14 protein-coding genes are annotated in these 16,168 nt (G+C 65.4%); 9 read left to right on the forward strand and 5 right to left on the reverse strand.

Going from position 1 to position 16,168, the window contains the following annotated elements:
* Positions 1 to 34: 34 nt before the first annotated feature.
* Positions 35 to 1,009, reverse strand: coding sequence for a GlxA family transcriptional regulator (locus ACX0MV_RS13115; protein WP_458982956.1), 975 nt, complete (start codon positions 1,007 to 1,009; stop codon positions 35 to 37).
* A 107-nt stretch (positions 1,010 to 1,116) separates the two neighbouring features.
* On the opposite strand from ACX0MV_RS13115, the gene ACX0MV_RS13120 reads away from it, so the two are divergent.
* The 3 genes from ACX0MV_RS13120 (at position 1,117) to ACX0MV_RS13130 (ending at position 2,966) form a co-directional block, all read left to right on the forward strand.
* Entirely contained in the window at positions 1,117 to 1,587 is a 471-nt protein-coding gene (locus ACX0MV_RS13120) for a nuclear transport factor 2 family protein (RefSeq protein WP_458982957.1), read from the forward strand.
* A 56-nt stretch (positions 1,588 to 1,643) separates the two neighbouring features.
* Positions 1,644 to 1,946 (forward strand): GIY-YIG nuclease family protein, encoded by a 303-nt coding sequence (locus ACX0MV_RS13125; RefSeq protein WP_458982958.1) that lies wholly within the window; start codon positions 1,644 to 1,646, stop codon positions 1,944 to 1,946.
* Positions 1,947 to 2,030: 84 nt separating this feature from the next.
* Entirely contained in the window at positions 2,031 to 2,966 is a 936-nt protein-coding gene (locus ACX0MV_RS13130) for a glutathione S-transferase family protein (RefSeq protein WP_458982959.1), read from the forward strand.
* Positions 2,967 to 3,026: 60 nt separating this feature from the next.
* On the opposite strand, the gene yejK is transcribed toward ACX0MV_RS13130, so the two are convergent.
* Both yejK and yjeH read right to left on the reverse strand, forming a co-directional pair.
* Complete coding sequence (gene yejK / locus ACX0MV_RS13135; protein WP_458982960.1) at positions 3,027 to 4,034, reverse strand: nucleoid-associated protein YejK; 1,008 nt, start codon at positions 4,032 to 4,034, stop codon at positions 3,027 to 3,029.
* Positions 4,035 to 4,180: 146 nt separating this feature from the next.
* A complete protein-coding gene (gene yjeH, locus ACX0MV_RS13140; protein WP_458982961.1) occupies positions 4,181 to 5,452 on the reverse strand; it encodes an L-methionine/branched-chain amino acid transporter in 1,272 nt (423 codons plus the stop codon).
* A gap of 137 nt (positions 5,453 to 5,589) precedes the next feature.
* Here yjeH and ACX0MV_RS13145 point away from each other — a divergent pair, with 137 nt between their 5' ends.
* Positions 5,590 to 6,009, forward strand: a complete 420-nt coding sequence (locus tag ACX0MV_RS13145; protein ID WP_458982962.1) for an Lrp/AsnC family transcriptional regulator — start codon at positions 5,590 to 5,592, stop codon at positions 6,007 to 6,009.
* Positions 6,010 to 6,025: 16 nt separating this feature from the next.
* Here ACX0MV_RS13145 and ACX0MV_RS13150 read toward each other — a convergent pair whose 3' ends face one another.
* Positions 6,026 to 6,727, reverse strand: a complete 702-nt coding sequence (locus ACX0MV_RS13150; protein WP_458982963.1) for an HAD family hydrolase — start codon at positions 6,725 to 6,727, stop codon at positions 6,026 to 6,028.
* A gap of 134 nt (positions 6,728 to 6,861) precedes the next feature.
* Between ACX0MV_RS13150 and sbcD the strand changes: the two genes are divergently transcribed.
* The 5 genes from sbcD to ACX0MV_RS13175 all read left to right on the forward strand — a co-directional run bounded on the left by sbcD (position 6,862) and on the right by ACX0MV_RS13175 (position 15,125).
* The gene (sbcD, locus tag ACX0MV_RS13155) at positions 6,862 to 8,076 is read left to right on the forward strand and encodes an exonuclease subunit SbcD (protein WP_458982964.1); all 1,215 of its coding nucleotides are present in this window, start codon (positions 6,862 to 6,864) and stop codon (positions 8,074 to 8,076) included.
* A gap of 99 nt (positions 8,077 to 8,175) precedes the next feature.
* The gene (locus tag ACX0MV_RS13160) at positions 8,176 to 8,970 is read left to right on the forward strand and encodes an SRPBCC family protein (RefSeq protein WP_458982965.1); all 795 of its coding nucleotides are present in this window, start codon (positions 8,176 to 8,178) and stop codon (positions 8,968 to 8,970) included.
* Positions 8,967 to 10,136: a zinc-dependent alcohol dehydrogenase gene (locus tag ACX0MV_RS13165; RefSeq protein ID WP_458982966.1), complete on the forward strand. Its 1,170-nt coding sequence runs from the start codon at positions 8,967 to 8,969 to the stop codon at positions 10,134 to 10,136. Before ACX0MV_RS13160 ends, ACX0MV_RS13165 begins: the two co-directional genes overlap by 4 nt.
* A 110-nt stretch (positions 10,137 to 10,246) precedes the next feature.
* On the forward strand, positions 10,247 to 13,672 hold the full coding sequence (locus tag ACX0MV_RS13170; RefSeq protein ID WP_458982967.1) for an SbcC/MukB-like Walker B domain-containing protein: 3,426 nt from the start codon (positions 10,247 to 10,249) through the stop codon (positions 13,670 to 13,672).
* A 169-nt stretch (positions 13,673 to 13,841) separates the two neighbouring features.
* Positions 13,842 to 15,125: an ABC1 kinase family protein gene (locus ACX0MV_RS13175; RefSeq protein WP_458982968.1), complete on the forward strand. Its 1,284-nt coding sequence runs from the start codon at positions 13,842 to 13,844 to the stop codon at positions 15,123 to 15,125.
* Between the two features lie 5 nt (positions 15,126 to 15,130).
* Here ACX0MV_RS13175 and ACX0MV_RS13180 read toward each other — a convergent pair whose 3' ends face one another.
* Positions 15,131 to 15,931, reverse strand: a complete 801-nt coding sequence (locus tag ACX0MV_RS13180; RefSeq protein ID WP_458982969.1) for a substrate-binding periplasmic protein — start codon at positions 15,929 to 15,931, stop codon at positions 15,131 to 15,133.
* Between the last annotated feature and the right edge of the window lie 237 nt (positions 15,932 to 16,168).

Below are 16,168 nucleotides of genomic sequence, written 5' to 3' on the forward strand. Positions count from 1 at the left end.
GGCTCCCTTTTTTATGCATGTTTTTTGTGGCGTGTTATGGGCCATGCAACTCGGCCGCTGGTGGTCGCTGCATCCGACGGCGAAAGGCGCCCGGCGTTTCCCCGCACAGTTGCTTGAACAGCTTGGCGAAGGTGGCCCGATCGGCGTACCCCACCTGCGCCGCGACCTGCTCCAGCGAACGGGCAGGATTGCCCAGGGCACGCTGCGCGGCGCTGATGCGCAGACGTTGCAGGTAATCGTTGGGTGTCAGCCCGGTGCTGACCTTGAAGCGTCGCAGCAGGGTGCGCGGCGAGCAGTTGGCCTGGGCGGCCAGACGCTGCATGTCGATGACCTCGCCATGGTGAAGTTCCATCCAGCGCAGCAGCGGTTTGAGCTGCGCGGCATTCTCCGCCGCTTGCGGTAACAGCGGGGCGAAGCGCGCCTGGCCGCCGCGCTGCGTCTCGAACACCAGCGTATTGGCCACCTGTTTGGCCAGCCACTCGCCGGCATGCAATTCGATCAGGTACAGGCACAGGTCCAGGCCGGCGTGGGCGCCACCTGAGCTGAGCAGGTGGCCGTCATGGCACAGCAACGCATCGATGCACAGCTCGACCGCCGGGAAGCGCTGGCGGAACTGCGCCTCCAGCGCCCAGTGCGTCGTTGCCTTGCGGCCATCGAGCAAGCCTGCGGCGCCGAGTAGAAAGGCGCTGCTGCACAGGCTGGCGACCGGCTGGGCGGCGCCGCGTTTGGCCAACCACGGCAGCAAGGCGGCATTCGCCTCGAGCGCTGTCGCAACCGCGCTACCGGTTGCCGGCAGCAGGATCAGGTCGGCACGTTCGGCAAGTGTCAGATCGCCATCGACCTGAATCCGGGCGAAGTCGAGGTCGACCGGTTGCCCGTCGAGGCTGACACGCTGCAGGACGAATTCCGCCGATGCGGCCAGGCGATTGGCCAGGGCGAAGGCGTCCTGCGCCATCGCCAGGCTGGAGCAGACCGTTTGCGGGCAGACATAAAGCGCGATGGTGATCATTGGCGGGCTTCCTCTGTGGCGATTATTGACACAAGGTTGTCTTTTACGCCAATCGCCGAATGGCTCATTTGCCGCAATACTGATTGCAGCCCAATCAGGAGTCCGTCATGCACCCCGCCAACGCCGAGTTGATCACCCGCTTTTACCAGGCCTTCCAGCAACTGGATGCCGAAGCCATGTGTCGCTGCTATGCCGCCGACGTGCACTTCAGCGATCCGGTTTTCACTGATCTGCGTGGACAGGACGCAGGTGATATGTGGCGCATGCTCTGCGCGCGGGCCAAGGACTTTTCCCTGACCTTTGACGGAGTCGCAGCGGATGAGCATTCCGGTACGGCACGCTGGATTGCGACCTATGTGTTCAGCCAGACCGGCAATACGGTGGTCAACCGCATCGAGGCGAGCTTCCGCTTTCGCGACGGCAAGATCATCGAGCATCGGGACCGCTTCGACCTGTGGCGCTGGTCCAGTCAGGCGCTGGGTTTCAAAGGCGCGCTGCTGGGCTGGACGCCGCTGGTGCAGAGCGCCATTCGCGCCCAGGCGGCGAAAGGCCTGGCGGCTTTTCAGGCGGGACGTTGAGCCTTTCATCTGAGCCTCTGTTAAGCTCGCCGCCACCTGCCGCCAAGCCGTCCGTCATGCCTGATAACAACGCTGCCATCGCCTGCGAAAAGCCCGTTAAACCCTGGTTCGTCTACCTGGTCCGGGCAGCCAACGGCGCGCTCTATTGCGGCATCAGCGACGATCCGCACAAGCGCTTCGCCAAGCATCAGAGCGGCAAGGGCGCGCGCTTCTTCCATTCCAGCCCGGCGCAGGCCTTGGTCTATATCGAAGCCTGCATCGATAAAGGCGATGCGTTGCGGCGCGAACGAGCGATCAAGGCAATGACCAAGGCTGCCAAGGAAGCACTGGTCGCAGCGACTGGCTATCGGTTCGGTTGATAGCGCAGTATCAGGCTAGGCGGGTAGGCCGCCACGCGCCGCGCGGTTAAGCTGCGGGTCTACCTAATCGTTGCGGAGCCTGACATGCACGAGTTGATCCTGCACCATTACCCGACCTCGCCATTCGCGGAAAAAGCCCGCCTGCTGCTGGGTTTCAAGCAGCTGTCCTGGCGCTCGGTAACGATCCCGCCGATCATGCCCAAGCCTGACTTGACCGCCTTGACCGGCGGCTACCGGAAGACCCCGGTGCTGCAGGTCGGTGCCGACATTTATTGCGACACGGCCCTGATCGCCCGCCGTCTCGAAGCCGAAAAAGCGACCCCGGCGCTATTCCCCGAAGGTCAGGACTTCAATGTCGCCAGCTTTGCCCAGTGGGCCGACTCGCAAATGTTTCTGCACGCGGTAAGCCTGGTCTTTCAGCCGGAATCCATCGCCGCACGCTTCGGCAAGCTGCCGCCGGAGTTTCTCAAGACCTTTATTGCCGACCGCTCGACGCTGTTCTCCGGCGGCCTGGCCACCCGCGTGCCCTTGGAGCAAGCCAAGCACCAGTGGCCGACGCTGATGGCGCGATTGCAGCAGCAGCTTGAGCGCGAGCAGGGCGACTACCTGTTTGGCGAGCCATCCATTGCCGACTTCGCCATGGCCCATCCGCTCTGGTTCCTGCGCGGTACGCCCGTCACCGCTTCGCTGGTGGATGACTACCCGGCGGTGGCCGCCTGGTTGGCGCGGGTCCTGGATTTCGGCCACGGCTCGTCCAGTGCAATGAGCGGCGAAGAGGCCATCGACGTCGCCCGTGACGCAACCCCTGCGGAGCTGCCAGCGGGATCGCTGACCGACCCGAACGGCTTCGCGATTGGCCAGCGGGTGGCCATCTCCGCGGTCGATTACGGCGTCGATGCGGTCGAGGGCGAACTGCTGTTCAGCGGCAGCGAGGAACTGATCCTGCGCCGTGAGGACCCACGCGCCGGCACGCTGCATGTGCATTTCCCGCGGTTCGGCTTCCGTATCGAGGCGCGCTAGCCCGTCGCGCGCTGCAACTGAAACGCCCGGCTTCCGCCGGGCGTTTTACTGTGTGCCGGGCTAGTTCTTGCGGCGCTTCAGCTGGTCGGTGAGTTGGGTCGGCAGGTTGCGGATGGTCAGGATGTCCTGGCTTTCGTCGTATTCGATCTTCGAGCCCAGCAGGTGCGCCTCGAAGCTGATCGACAGGCCCTCGGCACGGCCGGTGAAGCGGCGAAACTGGCTCAGCGTGCGCTTATCCGCCGGGATCTCCGGGGACAGGCCGTAGTCCTTGTTGCGGATATGGTCGTAGAACGCCCGCGGCCGTTCTTCGTCGATCAGCCCCGACAGTTCCTGCAGGCCCATGGGTTCGCCCATCTTGGCTTGGCTGGTGGCGTAGTCGACCAGGGTGTCGGTCTTGGCGCGGGCCTGCTCTTCCGGCAGGTCCTCGCTCTCGACGAAGTCGCTGAAGGCCTTGAGCAGGGTGCGGGTTTCGCTGGGCGAGTCGACGCCTTCCTGGCAGCCGATAAAGTCGCGGAAGTATTCCGAGACCTTCTTGCCGTTCTTGCCCTTGATAAAGGAGATGTACTGCTTGGAGGTGGCATTGTTGCGCCACTCGGAAATATTGATGCGCGCAGCCAGGTGCAGTTGGCCGAGGTCCAGGTGCTTGGCTGGGGTCACATCCAGCGCATCGTTTACCGCCACGCCTTCGCTGTGATGGAGCAGGGCGATGGCCAGGTAATCGGTCATGCCTTGCTGGTAGTGGGCGAACAGCACATGGCCGCCGACCGAGAGGTTGGATTCCTCCATCAGCTTCTGCAGATGCTCAACCGCCTGGCGGCTGAATGCAGCGAAGTCCTGCCCTTCATCGAGGTAATGCTTCAGCCAGCCACTGAACGGGTAGGCGCCGGACTCGCCGTGGAAGAAGCCCCAGGCCTTGCCCTGTTTGGCGTTATAGCTCTCGTTGAGGTCGGCGAGCATGTTCTCGATGGCCTGCGAGGCGCCCAGTTCCGTGTCGCGGGCATGCAGCACGGCCGGGGTGCCGTCGGGCTTCTTGTCGATCAGGTGGACGATGCAATGACGGATCGGCATGGCGGGTCTCTTGAAAAGCGGGCGATAAACGCAGCCGGACGACGTCGCCGGGCCGGCCTGCAATGCCGCGCAGTTTACCTGACTGCCTTGCCCAAGGTCGCCCGTCGCAGTTGTCAGCCGACACGTCTGCGGCTGCCGGCAGCATGTCAGGCGGCTGGCCGGTTGGTCAGCCGGCGACCACGCAGGCTGCGCCCATAATCGATCAACGCGGTCAGCGCGAGCAGGCCGAGCGCGTACCAGGCGTCGACGCCAAGGGTCAGCAGTACCGCACCGCAGAGCAATGCGCTGAACGCCGCCACCCAGCGCCACGCTCCGCGCAGCAGCACCCAGCCGGCGGCCATGCTGAGCAGGTAGATCACCATGAAATTGCCATTGGCATAGCGGATCAGCTGATCCAATGGGATCGATAGCAGCCAGATCAGGCTGGTGCACAAGGCGCAGGTCACGACCACCACCTGCAGGGCGCGGGCGGGCACGCCGTTGCGGTTGCGCGCGGCCAGACCCGACGGCAGCTTGCCTTCGTCGGCCAGGCTCCAGAGCAAGCGGGCGAAGCCTTGCATGTACACGTTCATCGAGGCGAAGCAGGCCAGGTAGCCGATCACTGCACTGAGCCAGCGCGCGTGCTCGCCCAGCAGCAGGTCGAGCATGCGCGGCAGCGAAGCCGCGTCGCTGCGCACATCGCCGTAGGCGCCGAACGTCAGCACCGCCACCGAGCAGGCCCAATACACCAGCCCGGCCAGCAACACGCCGAACAGTAACGCCAGGGGAAAATCGCGCTCGGGGTTTTTGAATTCCTCGCCCATATGGGTAAAGGCTTCGATGCCGACGAAGCACCAGAACATCACCCCCAGCGCAGCCGCCAGTGGTTGCCAGGCGCCGTCGATGGGCGGCAGCAGCGGTTGCCCGCTGGCCGGCAGGTCGCCGAGCCACCAGATCAGGCCGACGGTCGCGACTATCGCCAGGGCAATGGCGCTCTGCACCAGGCCGGATGCCTTTGCCGGGCGCTGCCCGAGCAGCAGAATCGCCGCCAGGGTCGCAAGCTGGATGGCCAGCGCGTGGCCGGACTGCAAGGCGAACAGTGCCTGCCAGAAGCCACTGGCAATATTCAGCGCCGCCGGCAGGCCAACCGGCAGTACGGCGAGAAACAGCAGCGCACTGAGCCGCTCGGAGCGTGCGCCGAAGGCCTTGCCGATCAGGTGCGGTGCACCGCCCGCGTGGGGAAAGCGGCGCCCCAGCTGAGCAAAGGTGAAGGCGATTGGCAGAACCAGAGCGATCAGGACCATCCAGGCCCATAACGAGGCTGCCCCGGCAGCGGTGGCGGCCAGCGCGGGAATAACGAAAATGCCGGTGCCGAGCAGCGACGTGCTCAGCAGGCCGATACCCTGCAGCAGACCCAGTTCCTGATTGAGGCGACTCATGATGTATGCTCGTGCAGCCCTGATTGGCGCCTCCATGTTAGGTCGCCGGCGGGGTGTGCGGCGCCGGCGAAATGCCGGCTTTGGCCGGCAAAATGGCGGCATTCGCCGTCACTCTGTTCTTTGCGTGAGAAACCCGAGTGGACAAGTTCGATCAGCAGATACTCGCGCTGTTGCGCGCCGATGCCCGGTTGGCGGTAAGCCAGATCGCCCGGCAGATAAACCTGTCGCGCTCGGCGGTAAGCGAGCGCATTCGCCAGCTGGAGCAGGACGGCGTGATCAGCGGCTATCACGCCCAGGTCAGCTCGCCCGGCGCCACGCTGATCAAGGCCTATCTCGAACTGTTCTACCAGGGTGGGCGCTGCGAAGCCTACGTCGAGCGCATGCGCGCGTTCGCCGAGGTGCGGCGCTGCAGTGGCATCAGTGGCGAGACCGACATGCTGGTGTATATCGAAGCGGCGAGCATGCAGCGCATCAGTGAAATTCGCGGCCACATCGAAAACTTCCCCGGCATGCAGAAGGTGAAAACCCACATGGTGGTGAAAGACTGGTCGATGTGATGCCCGCCCGTTTCGTTCAAGGCAGGACGTCGGCCGCCGGCAGGTAGCTCAGCCGCCTCACCAGCGCCGGCAGCTCGCGCATATCGCCGATCAGATGCTCGACACCCAGCTGGCGCAGCGTTTCGCCGTGCTCCGGCGGAATATGGCTGGCACCGAGAAAGCCGATCACCTGCATGCCCGCGGTCAGTGCGGCAGTGGCGCCGGTAGCACTGTCTTCCACCACCAGGCAGCGCTGCGGGGCAACCCCTGCGGCCTTCGCCGCCAGCAGGTAGACATCCGGCGCGGGTTTCGGGCGCTCGACCTGCTCGGCGGCGAAGATGCCGATATCCACCCGTTCGCGCAGTTCGCTGCGTTGTAGCGCATGCTCGACCGCGGTGTAACGGCTGTTGGAGGCAATGGCCAGCGGCAGGTCGATGCTCAGTAGGGCGTCGCGCACCCCGGCGATGGCGTTGACCTCGCGGTGGATGGCCGCTTCGCTGCGCGCCCGTTGCTGCGGGTGAAAATCCTCCGGCAGGCGAATGCCGAAATGCGCCTCGACCCGTGCCAGGATGTCGCGGCTTTGCAGGCCGAACGTGCCGTTCAGCAACACCTCGAGTTCCTCCAGCGGCACGTACTCGGCGAGCGACTCGCGCAGCACGCGACCGGAAATGATTTCACTGTCGATCAATACGCCGTCGCAGTCGCAGATCAGCAAATCGATGGAACGGACTGGGGTCATAAGCTGGGGCTCCTGGCAGGCGAGGCGATTGTTTAACACAGAAGCGACGACAATTGAGCGGCGCTCGCGCATTGCTTCGACCGGGCCGAACAGGCAAGGTTGCCGAATCACACTTCAGCGGGAAACGATGCGAGATGCGCATTCTGCACAGCTCCGACTGGCACCTTGGCCAGCACTTCATGGGCAAGACGCGCCAGGCCGAACACCAGGCGTTCTGCAGCTGGTTGGTGGAGCAGGTGCGCCTGCATCAGGTCGATGCCGTGATCGTCGCCGGTGACATCTTCGATACCGGTGCGCCGCCCAGCTATGCCCGTGAGCAGTACAACCGCTTTATCGTCGAGCTGCGCGGCACCGGCTGTGAGCTGGTGGTGCTGGCCGGCAACCACGACTCGGTGGCCATGCTCGGCGAGAGCAAGGCGCTGCTGGCGCAGCTCGATACGCGGGTGATCCCGAGCGTGAGCGCCGACGCGCTGGAGGAGCAACTGCTGGTGCTGCACGGGCGCGACGGCCAGCCCGGCGCGATCCTCTGCGCCATCCCATTCATCCGCCCGCGCGATGTGCTGCACAGCCAGGCCGGGCAGAGCGCTGAAGACAAGCAGCTGTCGCTGCAACAGGCGATTCAGCAGCACTATCAGGCCCTGCATGGCCTGGCCGAAGCGAAGCGCGATGCGCTGGGCGGCGCGCTGCCGATCATCGCCACCGGCCACCTCACCACCGTTGGCGCCACGGCCAGCGACTCGGTCCGCGAGATTTACGTGGGCAGCCTGGAGGCCTTTCCCAGCAATGCCTTCCCGGCCGCTGCTTACATCGCCTTGGGGCATATCCACCGGCCGCAGAAAGTCGCCGGGCTGGAACACATCCGCTACTGCGGCTCGCCGATTCCCTTGAGCTTCGATGAAGCCAGGCAGCAGAAGGAGGTGCTCCTGGTCGAACTGGATAGCGCTGGCCTGCGGGCGGTTACTCCACTGGCGGTGCCCTGCTTTCAGCCGCTGCTGTCGCTGCGCGGTTCGCTGGACACACTGCAGCAGGCGATTCGCGCGGCGGCCGAGCAGGGCAGTGCGGCGCAGCCGGTGTGGCTGGAAGTGCTGGTCAGCACCGATGATTACCTGAGCGACCTGCATGTGCGCGTCGCCGCGCTGTGCGAAGGCTTGCCGGTCGAGGTGTTGCGCATCCGCCGCGAGCGAGGTGCGGCAAGTGCGTCCTTGAGTTCCGCGACCCGGGAAACCCTCGACGAGCTGACCACCGACGATGTATTCGCCCGCCGCCTGGCCAGCGAGGCGCTGGACGAACCCTTGCAGCAACGCCTGCAGCAACTCTACCGACAGACCCTCGCCGAGCTGCGCGACTAGCTGGCGCAGGCCATGCGCTTCGTCGGTTGCCCGCGGTGAAAGGCTGAACGCGCGTACCGCAGCACCGGTCACCTATGAACACCTTCATAGGAGAGCAGCATGTCTGAGTTCGATCAGCCGCTCGCGGCCACCCACAGCACGGCCGACGCCGGCATTCTCACCAGCACCGAACGCACCCTGTCCCTGGTCGGCGGCGGCATGCTGCTGGCCAACGGCCTGCGTCAGCGCGGCGCGCTCGGCTGGTTTCAGGTCGGCCTCGGCTCGCTGATCGCGGCGCGGGGTGCGAGCGGCCATTGTCGGCTCAAGCAGGCCATCACGCCGTCGCCCTGGGAGCAGCAGCTGCGACAGGAATACGGCTGGCACACCGTCGAAGCCTGCATGCGCACCGTGACCATCGGCAAACCCCGCAGCGAGGTGTTCGCGCTGTTCAGCGACACGGCCAAGCTGGCGCAGGTGCTGGGCCGCGTCGAGCGTATCGAGCAGATGGACAACAAGCGCTTTCGCTGGACGGCCACCGGCCCGCTTGGCAAACCGGTGCACTGTATCGCCTACCTCGATCACTCCAGAAGCGACCAGCAGATCGTTTGGGTGTCCGAGGCGGATGCCATGCTGCCGCACCGTTGCACCCTGAATTTCGCCGATGCGCCGCACGGTCGTGGCACCGAAGTACGGGTGCTGCTGGCCTGCGCGCCACCCGGTGGAGCCCTGGGCTATGGCGCCGCCTCGCTGCTGAGCAAGCTGTCCGGCAACCTGCTGATGCGCGAGCTGCGCCGGATCAAGCAGTACCTGGAAACCGGCGAAGTCTCCACCGCGCAGATCAAGCAGAGCGCGCCGACCGAGCGAGCCGCCCAGGCCCGCATCGACGCCGAGCCGCAATGGGAGGTGCACCCATGAGAGCCTTGACCTGGCAGGCCCCGAACAAGCTGCAGGTGGACACCGTACCTGACCCTTCGATCATCAACCCGCGCGACGTGATCCTGAAAGTGATCATGTCCTCGGTATGCGGCTCCGATCTGCATCTGCTTGGCGGTTATGTGCCGGCGATGAAGCCTGGTGACATCATCGGCCATGAGTTCCTCGGCGAGGTGGTGGAAACCGGCTCGGCGATCAGCGGTTTCGCCAAGGGCGACCGGGTGATCAGCATTTCCATCATCGGCTGTGGTGATTGCGAGCACTGCAAGCGCAGCGATTTTTCCTGCTGTGACAACTCCAACCCCAACCCCGAGGCGACCGATCTGGCGTACGGCCAGCCGTGCGCCGGGATCATCGGCTACAGCCATGCGTTCGGCGGTTACGCCGGCAGCCATGCCACCTACATCCGCGTGCCCTATGCCGACGTCAACCTGTTCAAGGTGCCGGACGGGGTGAGCAACGAGCAGGCGGTGTTCGTTTCCGATGCGGCGCCCACCGGCTATTTCGCCGCCGATATCGCTGAAATCCAGCCCGGCGACACCGTTGCGGTGTGGGGCTGCGGCGGCGTTGGCCAGATGGCGATTCGCAGCGCCTACCTGCTCGGCGCCGAACGGGTGATCGCGATCGACCGCTTTGCCGATCGCCTGGAACTTGCCGAGCGACGGGCCGGCGCCATCACCATCAACTACGAAACCACCAACGTGCACGAGGCGCTGCTGGAGTTGACTGGCGGCCGCGGGCCGGATCGCTGCATCGATTGCGTCGGCATGGAAGCCCACGGCACCGAGCTCGATTACGCCTACGACAAGACCAAGCAGATGCTGCGCCTGCATACCGAGCGCGGCACGGTGCTGCGCCAGGCCATTCGGGCCTGCCGCAAAGGCGGCACGGTTTCGGTGATCGGCGTGTACGGCGGCGTGCTGGACAAATTCCCCATGGGCGCGATCGTCAACAAGGCGCTGACCCTGCGCTCTGGCCAGCAACCGGGGCAACGCTATGCCGGCAAGCTGTTCGAACATATCCAGAAAGGCGAGCTGGACCCTGCCTACCTGCTGACCCACCCGATGAGCCTGGAGGAATCGCCGAAGGGCTACGAGCTGTTCAAGGAGAAGTCGGAAAGCTGCATGCGCGCGGTCTTTATGCCTTGAGCTGTAAAACCCAGTCTGTGGTACGACATTGCCATGGGGCAGCCGGACTCGGCTGCTTCGGCTAGGATAGCGGGTCCGGCAAACCGCCTGTTGCGAGCCCACCCTGCGCGATGAAAATCCTCAGCCTGCGTCTGAAAAACCTCAATTCGCTGAAGGGCGAGTGGAAGGTCGACTTCACCGCCGAGCCGTTCAGGAACAACGGTCTGTTCGCCATCACTGGGCCCACGGGTGCGGGCAAGACCACCTTGCTCGACGCCATCTGCCTGGCCCTCTATCACCGCACGCCGCGCATGAGCACGCTGTCGGCGAGCAGCAACGAGCTGATGACTCGGCACACTGCCGACTGCCTGGCCGAGGTCGAATTCGAGGTCAAGGGCGTCGCCTATCGCGCGTTCTGGAGCCAGCGCCGCGCCCGCGGCAAGGCCGATGGCGCGCTGCAGGCGCCCAAGGTGGAACTGGCGGCGGCCGACGGGCAGATCATCAGCGACAAGATTAACGAAAAGCTGCGCGAGACCGAGCGGCTGACCGGGCTGGATTTCGAACGCTTCACCAAGTCCATGCTGCTGGCCCAGGGTGGGTTCGCCGCCTTTCTCGAGGCCAACGCCAATCAACGCGCCGAGTTGCTGGAGGAGCTGACCGGCACCGATATCTACGGGCAGATTTCCCAGCGCGTGTTCGAGCGCACGCGTGAGGTGAAGGCGGCCCTCGACCAGTTGCGCGCCAAGGCCTCTGGGGTCGAGCTGCTGAGCGACGAGCAGCGGGCGGCGCTCAGCGATGAAGCCGAGCGGCTGGGTGTCGATGAGGTCCGCCTGCTCGCCGAGCAGGCCGAGTTGCAGCGCCAGCGTGGCTGGTGCGAGGAACTGAGCAAGGCGCAGCAGCAGCTACAGACCACTGCATTGGCCGTGCAACAGGCGCAGCAGCAGCTGCAGGCCGCGCAACCGCAACTGGCGCAACTGGCGGCCAGCGAGCCGGCTGCCCGATTGCAGCCGCTGTACCGTGAATGCCAGGCGGCGCAGCAGGCGCTCAGCCAGTGCGAGCATGCCCATGGCGCCACACGAACCGAACAGCAGGAGACCGCGCGGCAGATCGTCGACGGCCTGTGGCAGGCCCGGCAGCTTAGCCAGCAGGTACTGCAAGCCTGCGAGCAGGCCGCCGCTGCGCTGGCCGAGCAACGCCAGCAGTTACAGCAGCAGCTGACAGCCAAGGCCCGGCATGGGCAACTGGGCGAGCAGCTCGGTGTCTGGGCCAGCCGGCTCGAGGCCTTGCAGCAACTGACTGCCGAGATCGAGATGTTGGCCGACCGCCAGCGCCAGGCCGAGCAGAATGCGCAGGCCCTCGCCGCGCAACTGGGCCAGCAACAGGCGCAGCTGGATGAGCAGCAGACGCAGCTGCTGACGGCGCAACAGCTTGAAAGCGAGCACCTGCAGCAGCTCGATGCGCTTTTGGCCGGGCGCAGCGAGGCGGCGTTGCGCGAGCACTGGCAGCAGCTGCATGGTCGCGGCGTTGTGCTGGTGCAGTTGCAGCAGCTAGCCAGCGCCCGTGAGCAATTGGCCGCCGAGCAACAGGCGCTGCAGACCCAGGCGAAACAGCTGGGCGATCAGCACGCCTGCAAGGAACTGGAGGTCGGCGCATTGCGTGCCCGATACAAGGACCTGCAGCAGCAGGTGCGCGATCAGGAAAAGCTGCTGGAGCAGGAGCAGCGCATCCAGGCCCTGGAAAGCTACCGCAGCCAGCTGCAGGCCGACGAAGCCTGCCCGCTGTGCGGCTCCCATCAACACCCGGCAGTCGAGGCCTATCAGTCGCTCGACGTGTCGGCCAGTCAGCAGCGGCTGCAGACGAAAAAGGCCGAACTGGAAGCGCTGGCCAACACGGGTCAGCAACTGGCGGGGGAGCTGGCCAAGCTGGCCTCGCGGCTGGAACAGGGCCAACAGCAGCACCAACGCTGTGAACAAACCGCCAGCCAGCACACCGCCAGCTGGCAGCAACTGAGCCGGCAACTCGCCAGCGAGCTGGCCGACGCTGCAGCACTGGCGAGTTACGCGCAGCAGCACGCCGCCGACCTGCAGGCGCTGCAGCGCGAGCTCGAGCAGCTCGAGGGCTTGAAAAGCGCCCATGAACGGGCGCGGCTGGCGCGTCAGCAGATCGAGCAGGCGCATTCCGCCAGCCACCAGCAGCAGGCGTTGAGCACTCAGCAGTTGCAGCATCAGCAGGCGCAACTCGGCGAGATCGGCGAGCGATCACGCCAGCTGCTCGCCCAGCGCAGCGAATGCGAACAGAGTCTGGCCGAGGCGCTGGCTGAGTTCGGCTACAGCGTGCCGGCCGATAGCGCGCAGTGGCTGGACCAGCGCCGTGACGAATGGCGCACCTGGCAAGCGGCGCAGCTGCAGCGCCAGCACCTGGAGGAGCAGGCACTGCGCCTGGAGCATGAACTTGCCAGTGCCCGCACGCTGCAGGCGCAGTGGCAACAGCGCTGGGTGGCGGCGCACCATGAAGAGCTGGCGCCGTTGGCTGCGGTTGGCCATCCGCTGCAGGCGCTGCAGCACTGCCAGGCGCGGCTCGACGATGCGCAGAGCCGCCAGCAGCAATTGCAGGGCACCGCACGCACACAAGCCGAGCAGCTGCAGCGCGAGCGCGAAAACCTGCAGCAAAGTACTGCGCGCTGGCAGGCCGCGCTAGCCGCGAGCCCGTTTACCGACGAGGCGGCGTTCCAGGCCGCATTGCTCGACGACCCGCAGCGGCTGACGCTGACCCAGCTCAAGGAGCGTCTGCACCAGGGCTTGACCGAAGCCCAGGCGTTGCAGGTGGCGGCGCAGCAGCAACTGGCAGCGCTGCAGGACGCACCGGCCAGCAGCCTGAGCCGCGAGCAGCTTGATGACGCGCTGCAGGCGGTTGGCGGCCAGCTGAAAGTCCTCAGTCAGCGCCAGGGCGAACTGCGCGCCGAATTGCATGGCGACCAGGCGCGCCGGCAGGCCCAGCAGGGCCTGTTTGCCGAGATCGCCAGCCTGCAGGGCGCCTACGATCTGTGGCAGCAACTCAACAGCCTGATCGGCTCCGCTGACGGCGCCAAGTACCGCAAGTTCGCCCAGGGACTGACCCTGGACCACCTGGTCTACCTGGCCAATCAGCAGCTCGCGCGGCTGCATGGTCGCTATCAGCTGACGCGCAAAGGCAGCGGCGAACTCGAGCTGGAGGTGATCGATACCTGGCAGGCCGACGTGGCCCGCGACACCAAGACCCTGTCCGGTGGTGAGAGTTTTCTGGTCAGCCTGGCGCTTGCCCTGGCCCTGTCCGATCTGGTCAGCCACAAGACCAGCATCGATTCGCTGTTTCTCGACGAGGGCTTCGGCACCCTCGATGGCGAAACCCTGGAAGTGGCGCTGGATGCGCTGGACAGCCTGAACGCCAGCGGCAAGATGATCGGCGTGATCAGCCATATCGAAGCGCTCAAGGAGCGCATCCCGGTGCAGCTCAAGGTGCACAAGGGACTAGGCATGGGTTACAGCGGGCTGGATAAGCGCTTCGCGGTCACCGATTAGGCTGCTGACCTTGGCGTCCGACTTTGCCAGGATCGTGTTGACGGTATTGCCGCCCTTTGCGCACAGCGTAGCCGCCCGGGGCGCTGCAAAGCCCGCGAGTCGTCGCGCGCTGCTTGGCGCGGGTCCGCTGGCGGCGCATGATCGCCACTTGCCCCGTCGAGCAACCCTTATGCCCAAAACCCCGGCTCCACCGTCCGCTTCTGCCCTTGGTCGTTTCTTCAAACTGGCTGGCACCGCGACACGCATCGGCGGCAGCGTGCTGGGGCAGCGGTTGTTGCCAGGAAAAGCGACAGTCGACTGGCAGCCGGTCGGCGACCTGTTGAGCGAGGTGCTGGGGGAAATGAAAGGCCCGGTGCTGAAACTCGGGCAAATGGCCTCGCAATGGCAGGGCGTGCTGCCGGAGCCGGTCGCACAAGCCTTGGCGAGGCTGCAGAACCGCGTACCGGCGTTGCCGTTCAGTGCCCTGCAAAGCCATCTGCAACAGGTCTATGGCGCTGACCTGGGGCAGTTTTTCCAGCATATCGACGAGCAGCCGTTCGCCGCCGCATCGCTGGGCCAGGTGCACCGCGCGGTGGCGCTGGACGGTCGCACCGTGGTGCTCAAGGTGCAGTACCCCGGCATCGCCGACATCTGCGCCGCGGACCTGCGTCAGGTGCGTCGGCTGTTGCCGCTGGGGCGGTTGTTCCGGGCGCCGGCCGCGCAGCTGGAAGCGGTGTATCAGGAGCTGGCCAGCGTGATCGCCGCGGAACTGGATTACGCCGCCGAGCTGCGCCGCTTGCAGCAGTTCCGCGCGCATTTTGCCGCCTGGCCCGACCTGCGATTGCCGCAGCCGCAGGAAGACCTGTGCCGCCCCGGCGTGCTGGCACTGAGCGAGGAGCGCGGGCTGCCGTTCGCCGATGTGGGCCAGGCCAGCCTTGAAGTGCGCGAACGCCTGGCACATACCCTGGTGCGTTGGCTGAGCGCCCAGGCGTTCGACCTGGGCGTGCTGCACGCCGACCCGCACCCCGGCAATTTCGCCTACAGCGCTGCGGGTGAGTTGGTGGTGTATGACTTCGGCTGTGTGCAGGAGCTGTCACCGGTCCTGCTCGATGCCTATGTGCGGGCCTATCAGGCCCTGCAGGCACGCGATGGTGAACGGCTGGAGCAGGCCTTCCAGGCATTGGGCAACCGCCAGCCGGAGTCACCCACGCCCTACGGTCTGTACCGCCAGTTGCACGGCCTGCTGGGACCGCTGCTGCAACCGGGCGCCACCTGGGATTTCGCTGAAATCGCCCTGCATGAACAGGTGCAGAAGCTGTTGCCGGACGTGTTTGGCGCCCTTGGTAGCCTGCAGCCTGCGGCGGCGACCTTGCTGGTCAATCGCACCCTTGAGGGGCATTACTGGAACCTCAGCCGCCTGGGCGTGCCCCTGCCCCTGGCGGATTTGCTGGACGCGCGGATCGCGTCCCGCTGACGCGGCTACAGCGCGCTTGCAGGCGCCACCGCGGCGGGAGCGTCCAGCTGGTATTTGCCCTGTTGCAGGTCGTCGAAGTAGCGCTGATAGCGGCCGCTGTCGCGATAGTGCTGCAGGCGATGGTTGAAGCGTTTGAGCAGCGCCGGGCTGCCGGCGAGGCTTTTCGGCAGCATCAGGTAGCTGTGGTTGACCAGCAGCGGTTTGGGATGGTGGGTGATCTTGGCTCGGTCTTCGGCATTGAAGTGGCGCAGCAGGGCGGCGTAACCCACGTTGAGTTCCTGTGGGTAGAGCACAACGCGTTCCTTGAGCAGTTTCTCGAAGTTCTGCTGGTCCGACGACACGCGCTCAATCTTGACCTTGCCGCTGGCGAGAAATGCGTCGAATGCCGGTCCGTAGCTGTACTCCAGGCCGCCGCCCAGGGTCATGCCGGTCAGGTCGTCGAAGCGGCGCCAGTCGAACGGCAGACTCTTCAGGTGAAAGAACACGAATTGTTCGTCCAGCAGCGGCGCGCTGAAGAGAAATTCGGCCTCACGGTCGGCCTTGTGCATCCAGATCGCGCTGGCGTCGAACTTTCCCGCGGCGGCTGCTGCATAGGCGCGTGGCCAGGGCAGGAACTGGAAGCTGACCTGATAGCCTTCGTCGGCCAGCAGGTCGCTGATCAGGTGGGCGACCACGCCGTTATGTTTCAGCGCGCTGGAGAGATAGGGCGGCCAATCGCCGACGCTGATCGTCAGCGTCTGCTTCTCGCTCGCCTGGGCACCCAGGCACAGCAGCAGACACAGGCTGGCGATCAGTCGTTTGCTCATGCGGTTTCCTCGGTCGGATGCAGCCGTGCTGACAAAGGCGAGGCGCCCAGGATGCGGGCCTCGATTGGAGCATCTCGGGCGGCGGGCCGGCAAGCGCAACCCTGTGGCGTGGAAGCGATGATGACAGTGTAGTTGGGCACCGGTGGAGATGCGTCGGGCGTCACGACGGCCCCGTCGAAGTGCCATAAATGCGTCATCAGACCGTCACTTTGGCTGTGGAGACTGCTGCGGTTTTGC

It is taken from the genome of Pseudomonas cistanchae (assembly GCF_054483635.1).

Excerpts from the sequence above, each read along its gene's own strand:
- ACX0MV_RS13115 (WP_458982956.1), bottom strand. The coding sequence starts at position 1,009 with ATGATCACCATCGCGCTTTATGTCTGCCCGCAAACGGTCTGCTCCAGC.
- ACX0MV_RS13120 (WP_458982957.1), top strand. The coding sequence starts at position 1,117 with ATGCACCCCGCCAACGCCGAGTTGATCACCCGCTTTTACCAGGCCTTC.
- ACX0MV_RS13125 (WP_458982958.1), top strand. The coding sequence starts at position 1,644 with ATGCCTGATAACAACGCTGCCATCGCCTGCGAAAAGCCCGTTAAACCC.
- ACX0MV_RS13130 (WP_458982959.1), top strand. The coding sequence starts at position 2,031 with ATGCACGAGTTGATCCTGCACCATTACCCGACCTCGCCATTCGCGGAA.
- yejK (WP_458982960.1), bottom strand. The coding sequence starts at position 4,034 with ATGCCGATCCGTCATTGCATCGTCCACCTGATCGACAAGAAGCCCGAC.
- yjeH (WP_458982961.1), bottom strand. The coding sequence starts at position 5,452 with ATGAGTCGCCTCAATCAGGAACTGGGTCTGCTGCAGGGTATCGGCCTG.
- ACX0MV_RS13150 (WP_458982963.1), bottom strand. The coding sequence starts at position 6,727 with ATGACCCCAGTCCGTTCCATCGATTTGCTGATCTGCGACTGCGACGGC.
- sbcD (WP_458982964.1), top strand. The coding sequence starts at position 6,862 with ATGCGCATTCTGCACAGCTCCGACTGGCACCTTGGCCAGCACTTCATG.
- ACX0MV_RS13160 (WP_458982965.1), top strand. The coding sequence starts at position 8,176 with ATGTCTGAGTTCGATCAGCCGCTCGCGGCCACCCACAGCACGGCCGAC.
- ACX0MV_RS13165 (WP_458982966.1), top strand. The coding sequence starts at position 8,967 with ATGAGAGCCTTGACCTGGCAGGCCCCGAACAAGCTGCAGGTGGACACC.
- ACX0MV_RS13170 (WP_458982967.1), top strand. The coding sequence starts at position 10,247 with ATGAAAATCCTCAGCCTGCGTCTGAAAAACCTCAATTCGCTGAAGGGC.
- ACX0MV_RS13175 (WP_458982968.1), top strand. The coding sequence starts at position 13,842 with ATGCCCAAAACCCCGGCTCCACCGTCCGCTTCTGCCCTTGGTCGTTTC.
- ACX0MV_RS13180 (WP_458982969.1), bottom strand. The coding sequence starts at position 15,931 with ATGAGCAAACGACTGATCGCCAGCCTGTGTCTGCTGCTGTGCCTGGGT.